Below are 20,174 nucleotides of genomic sequence, written 5' to 3'. Positions count from 1 at the left end.
TTGACCGCCGAAGGCTACACAAACCCAACCCCCATTCAGGCTGAAGTCATTCCCGCCATGCGTGCGGGGCGTGACGTACTCGGCACCGCACAGACAGGCACCGGCAAGACCGCGGCCTTCGTGCTCCCGATCCTCGACCGCCTGGCGGCCGAGCGCGGGCGTCCGCAGCCGAAGAGCTGCCGTGCGCTGGTGCTCGCCCCGACGCGCGAGCTCGCCGCCCAGATCGCGGACAATGTGCGCGCCTATGGCGCTCATCTGCGTCTCAGCGTGGGCGTCGTCGTCGGCGGCGTGAAGCCGGGGCCGCAGGTGCGCACCCTGGCGCGCGGCCTCGACATCCTGATCGCGACGCCGGGCCGCCTCGAAGACCATATGCGCGGCGGCGCCCTCTCCCTCGGCGAGACCAAGATCGTGGTCCTCGACGAGGCCGACCAGATGCTCGATCTCGGCTTCTTCCCGGCCGTGCGGCGGATCTTCCGCCTGCTGCCGGCGGGCCGCCAGACCGCGCTTCTGTCGGCCACGATGCCGCCCGCGATCCGCACCCTTGCGAACGATCTCCTCACGAACCCCGCCGAGATCGCGGTCGCCCGCGTCTCGCGTCCGGTCGAGGCGATCGACCAGTCCGTCCGCCATCTCGAGGCGGGCGACAAGCGCGCAGCGCTGATCGACGTGCTGCGCAACCCCGACGTCGCGAGCGCGATCGTGTTCACCCGCACCAAGCGCGGGGCGGACAAGGTCGCCAAGCATCTGTGCGACGCCGGCCAGGAGGCAGCGGCGATCCACGGCAACAAGAGCCAGGCTCAGCGCCAGCGCGCGCTCGACGCCTTCCGCTCCGGCCGCGTCAGCATCCTCGTGGCGACCGACATCGCCGCGCGAGGCATCGACATTGACGGCGTCAGCCACGTCGTCAACTTCGAGATGCCGAACGTGCCGGAAGCCTACGTTCACCGCATCGGCCGCACCGCACGTGCCGGCCGCAGCGGAATCGCGATCTCGTTCTGTGACCCTTCGGAGCGCGGCCTCCTGAAGGACATCGAACGACTGATTGGCCGCCGTCTGACTGCCGAGGGGTCGGTTCCCGCCGAACCGGCTCGCCCGGCTCACGACGCGGCCAAGCCCGCACGCCGGCGTCCGCGCCGCCGTGCTCCGGACGCACCGAAGGCAACCGCCGTGACGGCGAATGCTACCGGTCCGCGCAACCGCCGCGCCGGGGGTGACCCCCAGCGCCACAAGACAGGATCGTCCGGCCCGCGACGCACGGGCGGTCCAACTCACCGCGCGGCCCAGCAGCAGGCCTGACACCCGCTGCCTCCTCGCAAGACCCCAAACCCATCAGACGACATTCGACAGGAGACAGACCATGGCGACCGGTTCGGTAAAGTGGTTCAACGGCACCAAAGGCTACGGTTTCATCGCCCCTGAGGACGGTGGCAACGATGTGTTCGTGCACATCAGCGCCGTCGAGCGGGCCGGCATGAGCAGCCTCAACGAAGGCCAGCGCGTCAGCTACGAGATCGAGGTTGACCGCAAGCGCGGCAAGTCCTCGGCCGTGAACCTGCGCGCGCTCTAAAAAATCAGGACACGGGGCGCCCGCGCCCCGTCCTCCCGAGACGGAAACGCCCGCCTTTTGGCGGGCGTTTTTGTGTCCGCCGCCCCGCTCGCCGCTTTCCACGATGCGGAAGGTTCCATGGCGCCGCATTGCTTTGGCCCGCGACCTCTGGCTTGAAGGGAGCGACGAGACCCGCCCCGCACGCGGGCGACTGGGAGGACCCGAGATGACCCAAACCGTTTATTCCGGCATCTGGCCGGTTGCGCCGACCCCGTTCTTCGACGACGGACGCGTCGATATCGAGGGGATGCGCCGCGTCCTCGACCTAATGGTCGATCAGGGGGTCGACGGGGTCTGCATCCTCGCGAACTTCTCCGAGCAATTCCTCCTCTCCGACGAGGAGCGCGAGACGCTGATGCGCGTCTCGATCGAGCACCTCGCCGGGCGCGTGCCGACGATCGTCACCTGCTCGCACTACGCGACGGAGATCGTCTACAACCGCGTGAAGCTCGCCAAGGAGCTCGGCGCGGCGATGACCATGCTGATGCCGCCCTATCACGGCGCCCTCCTCAAGGGGAACGAGGCGCAGACCTACGAGCAGTTCGCCCGCGTCTCCGAGATCGGCCTGCCGATCATGATCCAGGACGCGCCGCTCTCGGGCGTCGAGCTGACCGTCCCCTTCCTCGCGCGCCTCGCGCGCGAGATCCCGATGGTCTCCTATTTCAAGATCGAGACGCCGCAGGCCGCCGGCAAGCTGCGCGCGCTGATCGAGGCGGGCGGCGAGGCCATCGTCGGCCCGTTCGACGGCGAGGAGGCGATCACGCTGATGGCCGACCTCGATGCCGGCGCCACCGGCTCGATGACGAGCGCGACGCTGCCCGACCTCATCAAGCCGATCCTCACCGCGCACGCGGCGGGCGACCGGGCGAGCGCGGCGGCCCTCTACCGCCAGCTCCTCCCCCTCATCAACTACGAGAACCGCCAGTGCGGGCTGCGCTCGTGCAAGACGGTGATGATGGAAGGCGGGGTCATCCGCTCCGACCATGTGCGCCACCCGCTGACGCCGCTCCACCCCGCGACCCGCGCCGGCCTCCTGGAGCTCGCGCGCGAGGTGAACCCGCTCGCCCTCACCTGGGGCAAGTAAGCCCTCCATGAGCGAGGCGGGGGACGACGAGGGCGGCTGGCGCCGGTCAGCGTCGGCCTGGATCGAGTCGCTCGGCGATCCGGCCGACAGCGGCGATTTCGGCCGGCGCCACGTCCTCGACGCCCCCATGCTGGCGCGCGCCACGCGCCGGCCGCGGCGGCGTGCGCTCGATGTCGGCTGCGGCGAGGGCCGGTTCTGCCGGATGCTCGCCGCGCGCGGCATCGAGACGGTCGGCATCGACCCGACGCCGGCCCTCCTCGACGAGGCGCGCCGGCGCGACCCCGCCGGCCGCTACGTCCCCGGCCGCGCCGAGGCGCTCGATTTTCCCGACGCGTCCTTCGACCTCGTCGTCAGCTATCTGACGCTCATCGACATTCCGGACGTCCCCGCCGCCGTCGCCGAGATGGCGCGGATCCTTGCCCCCGGCGGCGCCCTCCTCGTCGCGAACATCACCCCGATGGCGACCGCCAACGCCAGCGATGGCTGGGTCGCGGACGCGAACGGCGTGCCCCGCTATCCCGTCGACCGCTATCTGGAGGCCTTCCCTTACCGGGCGGAGTGGCGCGGGATCGACGTCATCAACTGGCATCGCCCGCTCAGCCTCTACATGGAGGCTTTCCTCGGCGCGGGGCTCCACCTCGTCCATTTCACCGAGCCGCGCCCCTCCGGCGGGCCGGCCGACATCGTCGCCCGCTACGAGCGCGTGCCGTGGTTCCTCATCATGGAGTGGGAGGCGCCGGCGGCCGCCTGAGGTCCGTCCGCCGCCCCGTCGGCCAGAACCCGCCCAGGCCGTCGACATTGACGAGGGCAAAACCGGCCCGCAATGTACGCCCACAACAAAAAGCACCCGCCCACGGCGGGGCATAGCCGGTCAACGAGCCGGCCCATGGGAGGAATTTGATGAAGACGATTCTGACTCGCGCCCTTCTTGCGTCCTCGGCCTTCGCCCTCGCGATCGGCGGCGCCAGCGCGACCGAACTGAAGCTCAGCCACCAGTGGTCGACGAGCGACATCCGCCACCAGGTGGCGCAGATGGTCGCCGACGAGCTCGAGGCGGCGAATGTCGACCTCACGATCCGCATCTATCCTTCGGGCTCGCTCTTCGCGGCGGACGAGCAGTACAACCCGCTCTCACGCGGCCGGCTCGACATGGCGGTCCTGCCGCTCTCCTACGCGGGTGGGCAGCAGCCGGCCTACAACCTCACCCTGATGCCGGGCCTCGTGAAGAACCACGACCACGGCGCGCGCCTCTCCCACTCGCCCTTCATGGACAAGCTGTCCGAGATCATGGCCGAGGACGACGTGATGGTCCTCGTCCACGGCTATCTCGCCGGTGGCTTCGGCGCGAAGGAGAAGTGTATCACCAAGCCGGAGGACGTGTCGGGCATGCAGATGCGCGCGGCCGGCAAGGCGTTCGAGCAGATGCTCGCGGGCGCCGGCGCGTCGATCGCCTCGATGCCCTCCTCCGAAGTCTATTCGGCGATGCAGACCGGCGTCCTCGACGCGGTGAACACCTCCTCGTCGAGCTTCGTCTCCTACCGCCTCTATGAGCAGCTCGGCTGCTACACCCCCGCCGGCGATGTGGCGCTCTGGTTCATGTACCAGCCGGTGCTGATGAACAAATCGACCTTCGACGGCCTCAATGACGCGCAGAAGACCGCCCTCCTCGCCGCCGCCGGGAAGGCCGAGGCCTTCTATCTCGAAGGCGCGAAGAAGGCCGACACCGACTCCACGCAGGTCTTCGAGGATGCCGGCGTCGAGATCGGCACCATGACCGACGAGGACTTCGCCGCCTGGCGCGCGATCGCCAAGGAGACCTCCTACAAGTCGTTCGTCGAGGACACGCCGAACGGCCAGGAACTGCTCGACGCCGCCCTCGCGGTCGAGTGATCGACGCCCCGGGCCGCCGACAATCGCCGGCGGCCCAACGCAGCGGAGCCGTTGATGTCCGAAGTGTCCCCCGCGCGCCCGCCACGGCGCGGCCTCATCCTCAGAGCGATCGAGACCGTCTCGGTCACGTGCGGGATCATCGCCGCGCTGATGATCCTCACCGCCGTCCTCATCACCTGCGAGCTGATCTGGGTCCGCTTCGTCCTCAATCATTCGACGATCTGGCAGACCGAGGCCGTCACCTATCTGATGATCGGGGCGACGATGCTGGGCCTGCCCTACGTGCAGCACCTCAAGGGCCACGTGAACGTCGACCTCGTGCCGATGCTGTTGCCGGCCCGCATCCGCCGCGTCCTGATGATGATCACGCTGGCGGCGACGGCCGTCGTCGTCGCGATCATGGCCTATTATGGCTACGACCTCTTCCACATGGCCTGGACGCGCAACTGGAAGTCCGAGTCGGTGTGGGGCGCACCCTTGTGGATCCCCTATCTCTCGCTGCCGGTCGGGTTCGGCCTCTACCTCGTCCAGCTCGCGGCCGACGCGTTTGGCCTCGTCAATGAAACCCCGGCGGACACGCACGCCGACGAACTGACGATCGGTGACTGATGGGCCCTCTCGCAACCGGCGCCCTCATCGCCGTCGCCACCATCCTCGTCCTCTTCTCGGGCGTCTCGGTCGCGGCCGGCCTTCTCATCGTCGCGGCCGGATTCCTCATCGTGTTCGACGGGTTCGGCGCGCTGGAGCTTTTGCCGGAGATCTTCTTCGGCCATCTCGACGATTTCGCCCTCCTCTCGATCCCGATGTTCATCATCATGGGCGCGGCGATCGCCTCCACCCGCGCCGGGGCCGACCTCTACGAGGCGCTGGAGCGGTGGCTGACGCGCGTGCCGGGCGGGCTCGTGGTGTCCAATCTCGGGGCCTGCGCCCTCTTCGCGGCGATGTCCGGCTCCTCGCCGGCGACGTGCGCGGCGATTGGCAAAATGGGCATACCAGAGATGCGCAAACGCGGTTATCCGGAGACGGTGGCCGCCGGATCCATCGCCGCGGGCGGCACGCTCGGCATCCTCATCCCGCCCTCGGTCACGATGATCGTCTACGGCATCGCGACCGAGACATCGATCGGCCGCCTCTTCCTCGCGGGCGTCGTGCCGGGCCTTCTTCTCGTCTCGCTGTTCATGGCGTGGGCGATCTTCGACACCTGGCGACAGGGCGGGGCGGAGACCGCGCTCGCGCGCGTCACCTACACCTGGCGCGAGAAGGTGGAGATCCTGCCGCGCGTCCTGCCCTTCCTCGCGATCATCATCGGCGTCCTCTACGCGCTCTATGGCGGCGTCGCGACCCCTTCGGAAACGGCCGCTGTCGGGGCGATTTTGTGCATCATCATCGCCGTCATCATCTATCGCCTCTACTCGTTCCGGGCGCTGTGGGACGTCCTGCGGGACTCCACGCGCGAAAGCGTGATGATCCTCTTCATCATCGGCGCGGCGGGCGTGTTCTCCTTCATGCTGTCGAACCTCTTCGTCACCCAGGCGATCGCCGAATGGATCGCGGGGCTCGACGTGAACCGCTGGGTGCTGATGGGGGCGATCAACCTCTTCCTGCTCGTCGCGGGCTTCTTCCTGCCCCCCGTGGCGGTGATCCTGATGGCCGCGCCGATCCTCCTGCCGATCGTCACCTCGGCCGGTTTCGACCCCTATTGGTTCGCCGTGATCCTCACGATCAACATGGAGATCGGCTTGATCACGCCGCCGGTTGGGCTAAACCTCTACGTCATCAATTCGATCGCTCCCGACATCTCGCTGAAGACGATCCTTCTCGGGTCGGCCCCCTTCGTGCTGTGCATGGTTGCCGCGATCGTGATCCTGTCGATCTTTCCGGGGCTCGCCACCGGCCTGCCGGACGCCGTCATGGGCCCGGCACGGTGACGGCCAACGCGCGCTAAAGGCACTCTCCCATGACGCTTTCCAACAACCTCACCCGCCGCCTCCAAGTCGGCTCGCAGGGCCGCGGCGACGCGCCCTTCGCGTTCATGCCGGATGGATCGGTCGTCACCTATGAGAGGCTCTGGGCCGACGCGAACCGGACCGCCGCTGCCCTCATCGCGGCCGGCGTGAAGCCCGGCGACCGCGTCGCCGTCCAGGCGCAGAAGTCGCTGGAGATGCTGCACCTCGTGCTCGCCGCCGTGATGGCCGGCGGCGCGATCCTGCCGCTCAACACCGCCTACACGCCGCACGAGATCGCCTACTTCCTGGGTGACGCCGAGCCGGCCGTCTTCATCTGCGACCCCGCCTCGGAGGCCGCGCTCGCCCCGGTCGCGAAGGCCGCCGGGGTGCCCGTGCTCGCGACGCTCGGCGCCGACGGGAAGGGCTCGTGGGCCGACCGCGTCGCCGCCGCGTCCGCCGACATCGTCGACGTGCCGCGCGAGGCGACCGACCTTGCCGGTATCCTCTACACCTCCGGCACCACCGGCCGCTCCAAGGGCGCGATGCTCTCGCACGAGGCGCTCGCCTCCAACGCCGAGGTGCTGAAGGATTATTGGCGCTTCTCCGAGAAGGACGTGCTGATCCACGCCCTGCCGATCTTCCACACGCACGGCCTCTTCGTCGCGACGAACACGACGCTGGTCGCCGGCGGCTCGCTGATCTTCATGCCGAAATTCGACCCCGACACCATCCTCGCCGCGATGCCGCGCGCGACGTCGATGATGGGCGTGCCGACCTTCTACACCCGCCTCCTCGACCATCCGGGCCTCAACCGCGAGGTCACGGCCAACATGCGCCTCTTCGTGTCGGGCTCGGCGCCGCTCCTTGCCGAGACGCACGACCGCTGGCGCGAGCGCACCGGCCACGCGATCCTCGAGCGCTACGGCATGACCGAGACGAACATGAACACCTCGAACCCCTATGACGGGGACCGGCGCGCCGGAACGGTGGGCTTCCCGCTGCCGGGCGTCGAGGTGATCGTGACCGATCCGGAGACCGGCAAGGAAGTCCCGACCGGCGAGATCGGCTCGATCGAGGTGCGCGGCCCGAACGTGTTCGACGGCTACTGGCGGATGCCGGAGAAGACGGCGGAGGAGAAGCGGGCGAACGGCTTCTTCATCACCGGCGACCTCGGCGTCTATGACGAGCGCGGCTATCTCACGATTGTCGGCCGCTCGAAGGACCTCATCATCACCGGTGGCTTCAACGTCTATCCGAAGGAGATCGAGGGGCTGATCGACGACATGGACGGCGTCCTCGAGAGCGCCGTCGTCGGCCTGCCGCATCCCGATTTCGGCGAGGGCGTCGTCGCGGTGGTGGTGCGCGAGAAGGGCTCCGACATCGCCGAGGCCGCCATCCTCGCCGCGCTGAAGGAGGCGCTCGCGCGCTTCAAGCAGCCGAAGCACGTCTTCTTCCTGGACGAACTGCCCCGCAACACGATGGGCAAGGTCCAGAAGGCGGCGCTGCGCGAGACGTTCAAGGACACCTTCGCCGCCGCCGGCGCCTGATCACTGGCGCAGTTTGGTCTTCAGCGCGTTGCGCGTCGTCGCGATGTGGGCGCGCATCACGCTGGAGGCCCAGATCGAATCCTTCGCCTCGATCGCCTCGATCAAGGCGCGATGGTCCGCGAGGGTGCGGTTCATGTCGGTCCGGCGGAACTTCGTGTAGGTGTTGATCACGAAGCCGATGTCCATCAGCCGGATCGCCGATTCCTCCAGCGTGTGGTTCCGGCTCGCGCGCAGGATGAGGTGGTGGAGCTCCTGGTTCAGCTGCGACAGGGCCGGCACGTCCCCGTCCTTCGCGGCGATCGCCTCCATCGCATCGGCGATGGTGTAGAGCGTCGCGACCTCCTCGTCGGTGCGGCGCTGGGCGGCAAGGCCCGCCGCCTCGCTCTCCAGGAGCGAGCGGACGTCGTAGATCTCGATCACCTCGTCGAGGGTGCGCGCTTTGACCACGGCGCCCGCGCGCGGGATCAATTCGATGAACCCGTCATTGGCCAACTTGTGCAGCGCAGCACGCACCGGCGTCCGGCTAACGTGGTAACGCTCGGCAAGCATTTCCTCGGTTAGCCTGCTTTCCGGGCCCCAGGTTCCACCCAAAATTGCTTCCCGCACGTCCGCGTACACGCGGTCGACCGTCCTTTCTTTTGCAGTGCGGCGTTCACGTACTGCAAGGGCCATGGCGGATCCTCCTTATCTTCTTTATTGGATCCAAATTGGCATATGGATATCTGCAAAGCCATCCTCTATTGACGAATTGGATACAACAGCGATAGTCCACATTAGACCGGCTCAGGGCCGGCGGGCGCGCCAAGCCGTCATGGCGCGTCCGGGGACGACAACAAGAGACGGACGCAACGGGAGGGGTGTGGCGTCATGAGGCCGCTCGAAGGCATTCGTGTCCTTGAAATGGGTCAGCTGATCGCGGGGCCGTTCTGCGGCCAGCTGTTGGCCGATTTCGGTGCCGAGGTGGTCAAGATCGAGCCGCCTGGCGTCGGCGACTCCATGCGCCAGTGGGGCCGGACCGACGACAAGGGGCACCCCCTCTGGTGGCCCGTGATCGGCCGCAACAAGAAGTCCCTCACGCTCGACCTCAGGAAGCCCGAGGCGCAGGACGTCGTGCGCGCTCTCGCGGCCGAATGCGACATCATCGTCGAGAATTTCCGCGTCGGCCGGATGGAGGCCTGGGGCCTCGGCTACGACGCGCTGAAGGCGATCAACCCGCGCATCATCATGGTGCGCGTCACCGGCTTCGGGCAGAGCGGCCCCTACAAGGAGCGCGCCGGCTTCGCGGCCGTGTGCGAAGCGATGGGCGGAATGCGCTATATCGGCGGCTATCCCGACCGCCCGCCGGTGCGCATCGGCATCTCCATCGGCGACACGCTCGCCGGGCAGAGCGGCTTCCAGGGCGCCCTCCTCGCCCTCCATCACCGCGAAAAGTCGGGCGAGGGCCAGGTGGTCGACGCCTCGATCTACGAATCCGTCCTCTCCGTCATGGAAGGCGTCATCGCCGAGTATGACGGCGGCGGCCACATCCGCGAGCGGTCCGGCTCGATCCTGCCCGGCATCGCCCCCTCGAACGCCTATCCGACGAACGACGGCAACACGACCATCGTCATCGGCGCGAACCAGGACAGCCTCTTCCGCCGCCTCACCGCATTGATGGGCCAGCCCGAGCTCGCCGACGACCCGCGCTTCAAGAACCACCGCGCGCGCGGCGAGAACCAGACCCTCATCGACGACATCATCGGCGCCTGGTCGGCGACGAAGCCCGCCGCGTGGCTGATGGATGCGCTCGCCGAGGCGGGTGTGCCGGCCGGCCTCACCTACACCGCGCGCGAGATGCTGGCCGACCCGCACTTCCAGGCCCGCCAGTCCATCACCCGCGTCGAGGACGAGGCGATCGGCCCGCTCGCGATGCAGAACGTGTTCCCCGTCCTGTCGGAGACCCCCGGCGAGATCCGCCACACGGGACCGAAGCTCGGCGAGCACACCGAACAGATCCTGACCGACTGGCTGAAATACGACCAAGAGAAGATCGGCGAGCTTCGGTCGAACAACATCATCTGACCCAATCGGCGGCCGTATCGGACGGCCGCCGGCAAGAAACGGGGCGAGGGAGGCGCGGAGTGAACTCCGATTTCAACTACGACGGAACAGAGCGGCCGGCCGCCCGTCGGCCAGACCATCGCCGCACCGCCGCTGACATCTGTGGAGTTCGCCTGACATGATCGAGCCGATCATCGTCGTCGCCATCCTGCTCGCGCTGATCGCGATCGGGGCGCCGATCTTTCTCGCCCTCGGCGCGGCCGGCCTCACCGGGCTTTACATGGCGCGCGGCTCGATGGCCTTCTTCTTCGGCCCGACCTCGCTGTTCGCCCAGCTGAACAGCTTCGAGCTGCTCGCCCTGCCCCTCTTCGTGCTGATGGGCAACTTCCTGGCGGCGACGCCGGTCGGCAAGAATCTCTTCCACGCCGCCGTCGTCTGGCTGCAATGGCTGCGCGGCGGCCTCGCCATCGCGACGGTCGGCGCCTCCGCCGTCTTCGGCGCGGTGAGCGGCGTCTCCATCGCCGGCGTCGCGGCGGTCGGCTCCATCGCCGTCCCGCAGATGCTGGAGCGCGGCTACAGCCGCTCGATCGCCGCGGGCGCCGTCGTCTCCTCCGGCGCGCTCGCCATGCTGATCCCGCCGAGCGTGCCGCTCATCATTTACGGCGCGGTCTCCAACGTGTCGGTCGCCGACCTCTTCATCGGCGGCATCGTGCCCGGCATCGCGCTGGCGCTCGCCCTCTCGATCTACCTCTATTTCCGCGTCCGCCTCTATCCGGAAGAGGCGCCGATGGGGGAGATCGTCCACTATAGCTGGGTCGACCGGTTGAAGGCGATCGGCGGCATCTGGCACTCGATGCTGCTCGTCTTCCTCGTCCTCGGCACGATCTATACCGGCTTCGCGACGCCCAGCGAGGCGGCCGCCTTCGGTGCGCTCGGCGCGTTCATCATCGCCGTGTTCATCTTCCGCTGCCTCGACCTCAAGGGCATCGCCGGCGTGCTCGGGTCGAGCGTGCGCATCTCGGGCGCGATCCTGCTCATCATGGGCTGCGCCCGCGTGTTCGGCGACTATCTGAACCTCGTGCGCGTGCCGGACACGATCACCGCCCTTCTCGTCGGCACCGACCTGCCGCCCGAAGTGATCCTCATCCTCATCATGCTGGCCCTCGTCGGGCTCGGCATGCTGGTCGACGCCGTCTCCCTCATCGTGGTGACGACGCCGATCCTTCTGCCGCTGATCACCACGCTCGGCTACGACCCGCTCTGGTTCGGCATCATCCTCGTCATGAACCTCGAGATCGCGGTGATCACGCCGCCGGTCGGCCTCAACCTCTATACGCTGAAGGCCGTGGCGCCGATGCTGAAGATCGAGGAGATCGTCCGCTGCGTGGTGCCGTTCGTCATGGTGCAGTTCGTGATGCTGCTCATCTTCGTTCTGTTCCCGCCCCTCAGCCTCTGGCTGCCAAACCTCGTAAAATAACCGACCTCGGAGGAACGACATGTCCATGAACCGTCGCCATTTCATGACCGCAGCGAGCGCCCTGACGCTCGGCTCGGCGGTTGGCCTTCACTCCCGGTCCGCCCAGGCGGCCAAGGTGCTGACCGGCGTCACCTACCTGCCGCCGTCCTATGCGGACCTCGCCTACGGCTCGCAGGGCCTCGTCGACTTCGTGAACGAGCGCGGCGGCGACACCGTCCAGCTCGACTTCTACGACTCGGGCCGCCTCCTCGCCGCCGACGAGCAGCTCCCGGCGCTGCGCTCGGGCAACATCGACTTCATGTTCCACACGACGTCCTACATCACCCGCTCGGTGCCGATGCTCGGCGTCCTCGGGTTGCCCGGCGTCGTCGGCCCGCTCTATGAGAACCCGGACCGGCTGAAGCGCGGCGCGCCGCTCTTCGAGCTGATCGCGAGCGAGCTCGAGAAGGGCGGCCTCACCCTCCTCAGCCTCGGCGGCGGCATCATGGAGCCGGAATATATCTGGAGCACGAAGGCCGCTCCGATCCGCACGCTCGACGACATCAACGGCAAGCGCGTGCGCGTCGTGTCCTTCGAGGCCACCAAGGCGATCGAAGACTTCGGCGGCGCCTCGGTGCGCGTGCCCTCCTCCGAGCTCTATCTCGCCCTCCAGCGCGGCACGGTCGACGCGGCGGTCGCGAACATCTCGACGATCAACGGGCGCAGCCTGCAGGAGCAGATCAGCACCGCCCTCCTCGTCCCGGTGACGGCCTATGCCATCGGCGTGTTCGTGCAGACGAACCGCTGGAACGCGCTCGACGAGGACGTGAAGAAGGTCTTCATGGAAGGCGTCGAGTGGTTCGACGAGCATAGCGCCCGCGTCGCCAACGAGGACTACTTCAAGGCGAAATACTGGCCGGCCTTCAAGGAAGGCGGCATGGAAGTGATCGATCCGGACGCCGCGACGCTCGATCGCTTCGCCGAGGTCAGCGTGAACGTCCGCGATGCGTGGATTTCGGAAGTGGGCGACGAGGTGGGCAAGAAGGCCATCGCACTCGCCATGGGCGAATCCGCCTAATCAAAGGGGATAGCGATGCAATTCGCCGTGCCGCTCACCATCATCGACCAGCTCGCACGGGTGCTTCAGATCGTCGGGCAGGTCGCCCTCGCCTTCATGGCGCTGTCGATCACCTATGACGCGACGATGCGGTATTTCTTCGCCGCACCGACCTCGTGGAGCCTCGAAGTCAACGCGTTCCTCGTCGTCTATCTCGCCCTGATGACGGCGGCGGACGTGGAGCGGCGCGGCGAACATATCGGCATCACCCTCCTGCCCGATGCGTCCGGCCCCCTCGGCCGGCGCATCATCTCGCTGATCGTCGGCGTCGTCGGGACCGTGTTCTGCGGCATCCTCGTCTGGCGCGGCTATCTGATGGCGCACGACTCGTTCATCTACGGCGAGCGCGTGTCGAGCGCGTTCGGCACGCCGATGTGGATCCCCTATTCGATGATCCCCATCGGGTTCGGCGCGCTCGGCCTCCAATTCTTCGTCGGCATCTTCCGCGGTCGCGCCCGCGCCGCCTCGGAAGTCTCGCAGCTCTAACGCGCACGGCGCTGCGGACGTCTCGCAACTCCAGGGCACGCGGCGCTCCGGCGCCCGGCCTTCCTTCCTCCATGACGGTGCCGGCCGACGGCGCCGCCGACAAGGTTCGCCCGCTGGCGAACGGCAACAGGAGCGTCGCATGACCACAGCTCGTTCCGTGGACATCGTCGAGGTCGCCCCGCGCGACGGATTTCAATCGATCAACGAGCCGCTCCCCACCGGGGAGAAGATCGCCATCATCGAGGATCTCCTCGGTGCCGGGGTGAAACGGATGGAGCTCGGCTCCTTCGTCAGCCCCAAGGCGATCCCGCAGATGGGCGATATGGCCGACATCGCCGCCCACTTCCGCGGCCGGCCGGGCGTGCGCCTCTCCGTGCTCGTGCCGAACGCGCGCGGGGCGGAGATCGCGCTGCGCCACGGCTATCCCGAACTCGTCTTCGTCCTCTCGGTGTCGGAGGCGCACAATCTCAACAATGTGCGCCAGACGGTGGCGCAGTCGCTCGACCAGCTCCGCGCTGTCGTCTCGGCCGCACAGGGTGAGGCGATCAAGCTGCGCGTCGACCTCGCGACGAGCTTCGACTGCCCGCTCGACGGGACTGTCCCCATGGGCGACGTGCGCCGTGTCCTCCACGAGGCGCTGAGCATCGCGCCCGACGCCGAGATTGCGCTCTGCGACACCACCGGCCGGGCCGACCCGCTGACGGTGAAGTCCCGCTTCGAGACGGCGATGCAGGACGCGCCCGGAACCCCGTTCGCCTTCCACGGCCACGACACGTTCGGCATGGGCGTCGCCAACGCGCTCTACGCCTACGAGGCGGGGGTGCGGGTGATCGAGGGAGCGGCGGCCGGGCTCGGCGGCTGCCCGTTCGCGCCGGGCGCCACCGGCAACACGGCGACGGAGGATCTCTTCTTCGCCTTCGAGCAGGGCGGGATCTCGACCGGGCTCGACATCGAGAAGCTGCTTCAGGCCGCCGACCGCATCGCCGCGCTGCCGGGCGGCAAGACCGGCGGGCACCTGCGCATCGTCCCGCGCAAGCGCGCCTTCGCCTGAATCGGTTCCGTCCCGCTCCCGCCATGCGGCCGGAGCGGGACTGCGTCCTATAGCGGCGGAACGCGCCGCTGCAGCGTCGCGAGCGGCGCCGGCGGGGCGAGATCCTCGGGAATTGCGCAGAGGCCCCGCGCGCGGCTCCACCGGCCGAGCGCCGGCGACGCGCTCGCCACGGCGAACGGGATCGACAGCACGAAGCCGAGGATGACCGGCGCTGCCCAGGGCAGCACCTGCGGCGCCGACAGCGCGAACACCCCGAAGAGAACGAGGCCGAGACAGGTCTGCGGCAGGAAGTCGATCGTCGCCTCGCGCCACGAGACGGCGCGACTCGTGCGCGACTGCGCCCGCCAGTCGATCTTCTTGCCGAAGGCGAGGCCCGCGGCGAAGACGGCGACGGAGAAGGCGACGACCGGCGCGATCACCATCGACACGATGATCTCCACGAGACCGCCGAGGAGGACCATCCCCCGCCCGCCATAGCGCGCACTCTGCTCTCCGCTCCACAGGAGCCCGGCGAGCCCCATCAGCTTGGGCGCGAAGGTCATGAACATGATCGTCACGAAGAGGGCGATGCCGAGCGCCATCGGGCCGGAGAAGCTGCCCGCCTCGGAGAAGAGGCTCGCCGTGCCGAGAAAAATGAAGGCCATCCACGCGAACGGCGCGGCGTACATCAGGATCGCGAGGACGAGCTGGATCCGGCTCACCGGCTTGAGGCGCGGCAGGCCGAGGAGCTTCAGATATTGCATGTTGCCCTGGCACCAGCGCAGCTCGCGGCGGACGAAGTCGGGCAGCGTGGGCGGGTTCTCCTCCCAGCTCTCCCCTTCCTCCGCGATGACGCGGCAATGGTAGCCCGCGCGGCGCATCAGCACCGCCTCCATCTGGTCGTGGCTCATCACATAGCCGCCGAGCGGGCCGTCGCCCGGCAGCACCGGCAGCGTGCAATGATCGCGGAAGGCGCGGGTGCGGATCAGCGCGTTGTGGCCCCAGAAGGCGCCGCAATCGCCCGTCCACCAGACCGAGCCCGCCGTGTAGGCGCGCATCCCGTGGCGCATCCCGAACTGGAAGACGCGGGTGAAGAAGGACTGAGAGGGCACCCCGACCACGAGCGTCTGCAGGATGCCGATCCGGCGATGGCGCTGCATGATCCGCACGAGGCGCGCGATGGCCGAAGCCGAGAGGAAGCTGTCCGCGTCGAGCGGGAGGAAGAAATCGTAGGTCGCGCCGGTGCGGCTGCAGAACTCCTCGATATTGCCGGCCTTGTAGCCCCGGTTGTCGGTGCGGCGGCGGTAGAAGATCTGCTCGGGGTGGGCGCTCCCCTCGCGCCAGCGCGCGACGAGCCGCTCCTCCTCCGCCGCGATCGCCGCGTCGTTGGTGTCGCTGAGGACGTGGACGTCGAAATGGGGGGCGAGACCGGCGGCGACGAGATCGTCGAAGAGCGTCGCGAGACGGTCGAGCGCGCGCGCCGGCTCCTCGTTGCGCACCGCCATGACGACGGCCGTGCGCGTGGTGATCACGGCATTGGGATTGAAATCGAGCGCCAGCGGATCATCCGGGACCGGCCCCCGCAACGTAAGTGCGGTGCCGATGATGGCGTTCCAGAACCCGATCGACAGCCACGGCAGCGTGACCAGGAAGGCGAGCCACATGCCCACCTTGATGAGAGACACCCCGCCCGAGAACAGCGCGACCGCCATCATCGCGGCGAGCGTCGCGATCGTCGCCCCGTTCAGGATGGCGACGGCGATGCGGCGGCGCATGAGCACGCGGCTCGCGCGGCGCAGGCCGCCGATCCGCGGCGGCGCGTCAACGGCAATGGCACCCGATTGCGTGATTTGAACCTGAAGCATAGCGCCCCTTCAGCCTATCATTGTGCCGGTCGGCCGGACCCGCTACCGGTCCCGGCACCGTCCGCTTGTGTCGGCTCCGACCGACCGGGAGTGCCAATGTACGAGCCCCGATCCGAACTGGATGACGGCCATCGCGCTACCGCGCTGTGGTGTCACAGCCAAGACACGTTTGCGTTGATCAATGAAATATTGCGCGCGGACGGGGACGGGACGGTTCGCCTGCGCGCCCTCTACTCGGCGGTGAGCCGCGGGACGGAGCGTCTCGTCCTCGAAGGGCGCGTTCCGCCGAGCGAATGGGAGCGCATGCGCTGCCCGCACCAGGCCGGCTCCTTCGCCTTCCCGGTGAAGTACGGCTACGCCCTCGTCGGCCGCGTCGAGGCGGGGCCCGCCGCGTGGATCGGCCGCAACGCCTTCGTCCTCCACCCCCACCAGGACCGCGCGGTGGTCGACGCCGCGATGGTCACCCTCGTGCCGGACACCGTGCCCGCGCGGCGCGCGACGCTCGCGGCGAACACCGAGACCGCGCTCAACATCGTGTGGGACAGCGGGGCGGCGCCTGGGGACAGGATCCTCGTCGTCGGGGCGGGCCTCGTCGGGCTCCTCGTCGCGCGGCTCCTCGCCCGGATCCCCGGCACCGAGGTGACGGTCGCCGACACGAATCCGGCCCGCGAGGGGGTGGTCGGGCGCATGGGCGCGCTATTTGCCCACCCGGACGCCGCACCCGGGGAGGTCGACATCGCGATCAACACGAGCGGCAACGATGCGGGGCTGCGCCTCGCCCTGTCGGCGGCGGGGCTGGAGGCGCGGGTGGTGGAGGCGAGCTGGCATGGGGCGAACGAGGCCCGCCTGCCGCTCGGCGCGGACTTCCACGTCAAGCGCCTGCGGATCGTCTCCTCCCAGGTCGGCCGCATTCCCCCGGAGCGCGCGCCAAGATGGACGCACGCGCGGCGCATGGAGCGCGTGATGCGCCTCCTCGAGGACGACGCGCTCGACCACCTCATCACGCACGAGATCGAACTCGGCGAGGCGCCGGAGCGCCTGCCGCCCCTCATCAAGACGGACCCCGGCGCGATCGCGGTCCTCATCCACTACGAGTCCTGAAGGAGACCGCGTGTACGCTCTCGAAGTTCGCGATCACATCATGATCGCCCACAGCCTCCCCGGCGAGGCGTTCGGCCCGGCCCAGAAGATGCACGGCGCGACCTTCGTCGTCGACGCGGCCTTCTATGCCGAGACGCTCGGCCCCAATGACATCGTGCTCGATATCGGCCTCGCCATGGACGGGCTGAAGCGCATCCTCGCCGAACTGAATTATCAGAATCTCGACGGGCTCGCGGCCTTCAAGACCCAGCGCTCGACCACCGAGGTGCTCTGCAAGTACATCTTCGACAAGCTCGCCGAGGAGATCGCCTCCGGCCGGCTCGGCGAGGATGCGCGTGCGGTCAGCAAGATCCGCGTCCTCCTCAACGAGTCGCACGTCGCCCGCGCCTGGTACGAGGCGGCGATCTGACATGCGCCCGGTCGCATTCGTCTATCCGGGCGACATCGAGGCGCGCACGGGCGGCTACGGATACGACCGGCGCCTCGTCGCGGAACTCAGCGCGCGCGGCCACGAGGTGAATCTCGTCTCCCTCGACGGCGCCTTCCCGGACCCCGGCCCGGCCGACATCGAGGCGGCGCTCGCGCGCCTCTCCGCCATCGCGCCGGACCACGCGATCATCGTCGACGGGCTCGCCTTCGGGACGCTCCCGGCCGCGGCGCTCGCGGGGCTGGCGGCCCCGATCGTCGCCCTCGTCCACCACCCGCTGGCGCTGGAGACGGGGCTCGACCCCGCGCGGGCCGACACCGTCGCGGCGACCGAGCGGGCCGCCCTCACCAAGGCCGCGCACGTCGTCGTCACGAGCCCGCACACGCGCGACACGCTGGTCGCCGACTATGGCGTGCCGCAGGGCGCGATCACCGTCGCGATCCCCGGCCTCGATCCCGGCTGGCGGCAGGCGACGATGCGCCGGCCCGTGCACCCGCCGCGCATCGTCTCGGTCGCGAGCATCCTGCCGCGCAAGGGCTTCGACACGCTGACCGCGGCGCTCGCCGCGATCGCCGACCTCGACTGGCAGGCCGATTTCGTCGGCAGCACCGAACGTGCGCCCGAGACGGTTGCCGCGCTGAAGGCGCAGATCGAGGCGGCCGGGCTGCAGGACCGCATCCGCCTCCATGGCGAGGCGGAGGAGGACGCGATCCGCGCGCTCTACCGCGAGGCGTCCGTCTTCGCCCTCGCCTCCCGCTATGAGGGCTTCGGCATGGTCTTCGCCGAGGCGATGGCGTCGGGGCTGCCGATCGTCGCGACGCGCGGCGGGGCGATCCCCGATGTCGTGCCCCCGGCCGCGGGCCGCCTCGTCGACGTCGACGATGCCGGCGCGTTCGCCGCCGCGCTGCGGGCGATCCTCACCGACCCCGCCCTCGCCACCCGCCTCTCCGAGGGCGCGGCCGAGATGGGGCGCTCTTTCCAGGGCTGGCCGCGCACCGGCACGCTCGTCTCGGACGCGCTGGAGGCGCTGTGAGCGGATTTTCTGCCGACTGGCTCGCGCTGCGCGCCGACGCCGACGCCCGCGCGCGGGCCGACGACCTCATCGGCCTCGCGATCGACCATGCGCGATCCCAAGCCGCCGGCCGCCCGGTCGAGATCCTCGATCTCGGAGCCGGGACGGGGGCGACGCTGCGCACCATCGCCCCACGCGTCGGCACGGCGCAGAGCTGGACCCTCGTCGACGCCGACCCCGCCCTCCTCGCGGAGGCGGAGCGGCTGACGGATGCCTCGCCCCCGGCGGCCGCGCTGACGGTCGAGACGCGGTGCGAGGACCTCACGCAGGATCCCGCGCCGTGGGAGAGCCCACCCGATCTCGTCACCGCCTCGGCCCTCTTCGACATCACGTCGGCGGCGTTCATCGAGGCGATGGTCGCGCGCCTCGCGGCCGATCGGATCGCCCTCCTCGCGATGCTGACCTATGACGGCCACCTCGCGCTCTCTCCCGCCCACCCGCTCGACGGGGCGATGATCGACGCGTTCAACGCCCACCAGCGCGGCGAGAAGAGTTTTGGCCGTGCGGCCGGGCCGGACGGTGCGGACGTGCTGGAAGCGGCGCTGGCGCGGGCCGGCTTCGAGGTGATCGCGCGCGAGACGCCCTGGCGGCTCGAGCGGGCGGGCGACGGGCCGCTGATCGACGCCACCCTCGCCGGCTGGGCCGACGCGGCGCGCGAGATATTGCCCGACCGGGCCGCGGAGATCGCGGCATGGCTGGCGGCGCGGACGGGGACGCTGGAGCGCCTCGTGGTCGGCCATCGCGACATCGTCGCGCTGCCGCCTCAGGGGTGAAGGTCGCAGTCGAACACGACGTCGCCGCCCGGTAGCGCGACGACGTCGACCAGCGGCCGCCGCGCCCCGTCGAGCGTCGCGATCTCGGGAAGGTTCAGCCCCACCGGCCCCGATCCGAGGATCATCGGGCCGACGAGGATGCACAGCCGGTCGAGCGCGCCGGCGGCGAGAAAGGCGCTCACCGTCGCCGCGCCCCCTTCGACGAGGATGCGCCGCATCCCGCGCGCGGCGAGGGCACCGACGATCTCGTCCGGCGGCAGAGGCGCGCCGTCGCAGGCGACATCCACCACCTCCACCCCGTCGCGATCGTCGGCGAGCGGCGCGCCGAAGACGATGCGGCGCACGCCGTCGTCGGCGAACATCCTGAGGCCCGGCCCGCACCGGCGGCGGCGGTCGATCAGCACGCGGGCCGGATTGTCGCCCGGACACCGGCGCACGGTGAGCTGCGGATCATCCGCGAGCGCCGTGCCCGCGCCGACGACCACCGCGTCGCACGCGGCGCGCAATTCGTGGAGGACACGGATCGCGTCGGGTCCGTTGATGTAGTGGGAATGGCCGGAGGGAGTCGCGATGCGCCCGTCGAGCGACTGGCCGAGCTGGGCGATGACGAGCGGTGCGTCCGCCGCCTTCGCCGCGCGCAGCGCGCGCACGGACGGCAGCGGGTCGGTGACGACAGGGGCAACACCGCTTTCTTCCAACGCGCCGACCCTCATTGATTGCTTTCGTCTCACCCC

20 protein-coding genes and 1 pseudogene are annotated in these 20,174 nt (G+C 69.2%); 17 read left to right on the top strand and 4 right to left on the bottom strand.

Annotation, left to right across the window (positions count from 1 at the left end; genetic code table 11):
• Positions 1–57 precede the first annotated feature (57 nt).
• From DBV35_RS00825 to DBV35_RS00790, 8 genes are all read left to right on the top strand, one after another.
• Positions 58–1,296, top strand: coding sequence for a DEAD/DEAH box helicase (locus DBV35_RS00825; protein ID WP_245943796.1), 1,239 nt, complete (start codon positions 58–60; stop codon positions 1,294–1,296).
• A gap of 61 nt (positions 1,297–1,357) precedes the next feature.
• Positions 1,358–1,567: a cold-shock protein gene (locus DBV35_RS00820; RefSeq protein ID WP_108658369.1), complete on the top strand. Its 210-nt coding sequence runs from the start codon at positions 1,358–1,360 to the stop codon at positions 1,565–1,567.
• 205 nt (positions 1,568–1,772) lie between these two features.
• The gene (locus DBV35_RS00815) at positions 1,773–2,690 is read left to right on the top strand and encodes a dihydrodipicolinate synthase family protein (RefSeq protein ID WP_108658368.1); all 918 of its coding nucleotides are present in this window, start codon (positions 1,773–1,775) and stop codon (positions 2,688–2,690) included.
• A 7-nt stretch (positions 2,691–2,697) separates the two neighbouring features.
• Complete coding sequence (locus tag DBV35_RS00810; RefSeq protein ID WP_108658367.1) at positions 2,698–3,441, top strand: class I SAM-dependent methyltransferase; 744 nt, start codon at positions 2,698–2,700, stop codon at positions 3,439–3,441.
• A 149-nt stretch (positions 3,442–3,590) separates the two neighbouring features.
• Positions 3,591–4,580: a TRAP transporter substrate-binding protein DctP gene (dctP, locus tag DBV35_RS00805; protein ID WP_108658366.1), complete on the top strand. Its 990-nt coding sequence runs from the start codon at positions 3,591–3,593 to the stop codon at positions 4,578–4,580.
• A 54-nt stretch (positions 4,581–4,634) separates the two neighbouring features.
• On the top strand, positions 4,635–5,189 hold the full coding sequence (locus DBV35_RS00800; protein ID WP_108658365.1) for a TRAP transporter small permease: 555 nt from the start codon (positions 4,635–4,637) through the stop codon (positions 5,187–5,189).
• Positions 5,189–6,508 carry a TRAP transporter large permease gene (locus DBV35_RS00795; RefSeq protein WP_108658364.1) on the top strand — a complete coding sequence of 440 codons (1,320 nt, stop codon included), beginning with the start codon at positions 5,189–5,191 and terminating at the stop codon, positions 6,506–6,508. Before DBV35_RS00800 ends, DBV35_RS00795 begins: the two co-directional genes overlap by 1 nt.
• Before the next feature lie 29 nt (positions 6,509–6,537).
• Complete coding sequence (locus tag DBV35_RS00790) at positions 6,538–8,073, top strand: malonate--CoA ligase (RefSeq protein ID WP_108658363.1); 1,536 nt, start codon at positions 6,538–6,540, stop codon at positions 8,071–8,073.
• Here the strand turns inward: DBV35_RS00790 and DBV35_RS00785 are convergent, their stop codons facing one another.
• Complete coding sequence (locus DBV35_RS00785; protein ID WP_245943910.1) at positions 8,074–8,520, bottom strand: GntR family transcriptional regulator; 447 nt, start codon at positions 8,518–8,520, stop codon at positions 8,074–8,076.
• A 6-nt stretch (positions 8,521–8,526) separates the two neighbouring features.
• Positions 8,527–8,745 (bottom strand): annotated as a pseudogene (locus tag DBV35_RS30935) (GntR family transcriptional regulator); the annotation flags it as partial.
• Positions 8,746–8,940: 195 nt separating this feature from the next.
• Between DBV35_RS30935 and DBV35_RS00780 the strand changes: the two are divergent.
• The 5 genes from DBV35_RS00780 (at position 8,941) to DBV35_RS00760 (ending at position 14,223) form a co-directional block, all read left to right on the top strand.
• Positions 8,941–10,134: a CaiB/BaiF CoA transferase family protein gene (locus tag DBV35_RS00780; RefSeq protein ID WP_108658361.1), complete on the top strand. Its 1,194-nt coding sequence runs from the start codon at positions 8,941–8,943 to the stop codon at positions 10,132–10,134.
• 157 nt (positions 10,135–10,291) lie between these two features.
• The gene (locus DBV35_RS00775) at positions 10,292–11,590 is read left to right on the top strand and encodes a TRAP transporter large permease (protein WP_108658360.1); all 1,299 of its coding nucleotides are present in this window, start codon (positions 10,292–10,294) and stop codon (positions 11,588–11,590) included.
• Between the two features lie 19 nt (positions 11,591–11,609).
• The gene (locus DBV35_RS00770) at positions 11,610–12,647 is read left to right on the top strand and encodes a TRAP transporter substrate-binding protein (protein ID WP_108658359.1); all 1,038 of its coding nucleotides are present in this window, start codon (positions 11,610–11,612) and stop codon (positions 12,645–12,647) included.
• 15 nt (positions 12,648–12,662) lie between these two features.
• Entirely contained in the window at positions 12,663–13,172 is a 510-nt protein-coding gene (locus DBV35_RS00765) for a TRAP transporter small permease (protein ID WP_108658358.1), read from the top strand.
• Between the two features lie 139 nt (positions 13,173–13,311).
• On the top strand, positions 13,312–14,223 hold the full coding sequence (locus DBV35_RS00760; protein WP_108658357.1) for a hydroxymethylglutaryl-CoA lyase: 912 nt from the start codon (positions 13,312–13,314) through the stop codon (positions 14,221–14,223).
• 47 nt (positions 14,224–14,270) lie between these two features.
• Here DBV35_RS00760 and mdoH read toward each other — a convergent pair whose 3' ends face one another.
• On the bottom strand, positions 14,271–16,067 hold the full coding sequence (gene mdoH, locus DBV35_RS00755) for a glucans biosynthesis glucosyltransferase MdoH (protein ID WP_108658356.1): 1,797 nt from the start codon (positions 16,065–16,067) through the stop codon (positions 14,271–14,273).
• Positions 16,068–16,241: 174 nt separating this feature from the next.
• Between mdoH and DBV35_RS00750 the strand changes: the two genes are divergently transcribed.
• Genes DBV35_RS00750 through DBV35_RS00735 form a run of 4 tightly spaced genes read left to right on the top strand, consistent with a single transcriptional unit; the run spans position 16,242 to position 19,440 of the window.
• Positions 16,242–17,168: a zinc-dependent alcohol dehydrogenase gene (locus DBV35_RS00750; protein ID WP_108658355.1), complete on the top strand. Its 927-nt coding sequence runs from the start codon at positions 16,242–16,244 to the stop codon at positions 17,166–17,168.
• A gap of 10 nt (positions 17,169–17,178) precedes the next feature.
• Positions 17,179–17,577, top strand: a complete 399-nt coding sequence (locus DBV35_RS00745; RefSeq protein ID WP_108658354.1) for a 6-pyruvoyl trahydropterin synthase family protein — start codon at positions 17,179–17,181, stop codon at positions 17,575–17,577.
• A gap of 1 nt (position 17,578) precedes the next feature.
• The gene (locus DBV35_RS00740; protein WP_170134855.1) at positions 17,579–18,628 is read left to right on the top strand and encodes a glycosyltransferase family 4 protein; all 1,050 of its coding nucleotides are present in this window, start codon (positions 17,579–17,581) and stop codon (positions 18,626–18,628) included.
• The gene (locus DBV35_RS00735; protein ID WP_157961520.1) at positions 18,625–19,440 is read left to right on the top strand and encodes a class I SAM-dependent methyltransferase; all 816 of its coding nucleotides are present in this window, start codon (positions 18,625–18,627) and stop codon (positions 19,438–19,440) included. The genes DBV35_RS00740 and DBV35_RS00735 overlap by 4 nt, the downstream gene beginning before the upstream one ends.
• On the opposite strand, the gene DBV35_RS00730 is transcribed toward DBV35_RS00735, so the two are convergent.
• On the bottom strand, positions 19,431–20,138 hold the full coding sequence (locus DBV35_RS00730) for a RibD family protein (RefSeq protein ID WP_205648401.1): 708 nt from the start codon (positions 20,136–20,138) through the stop codon (positions 19,431–19,433). The two genes, DBV35_RS00735 and DBV35_RS00730, sit on opposite strands and share 10 nt — an antisense overlap.
• Between the last annotated feature and the right edge of the window lie 36 nt (positions 20,139–20,174).

The organism is Acuticoccus kandeliae (assembly GCF_003073115.1).
The sequence above is the reverse complement of the archived record's forward strand: the minus strand, read 5'-3'. Positions and strand labels throughout refer to the sequence as shown.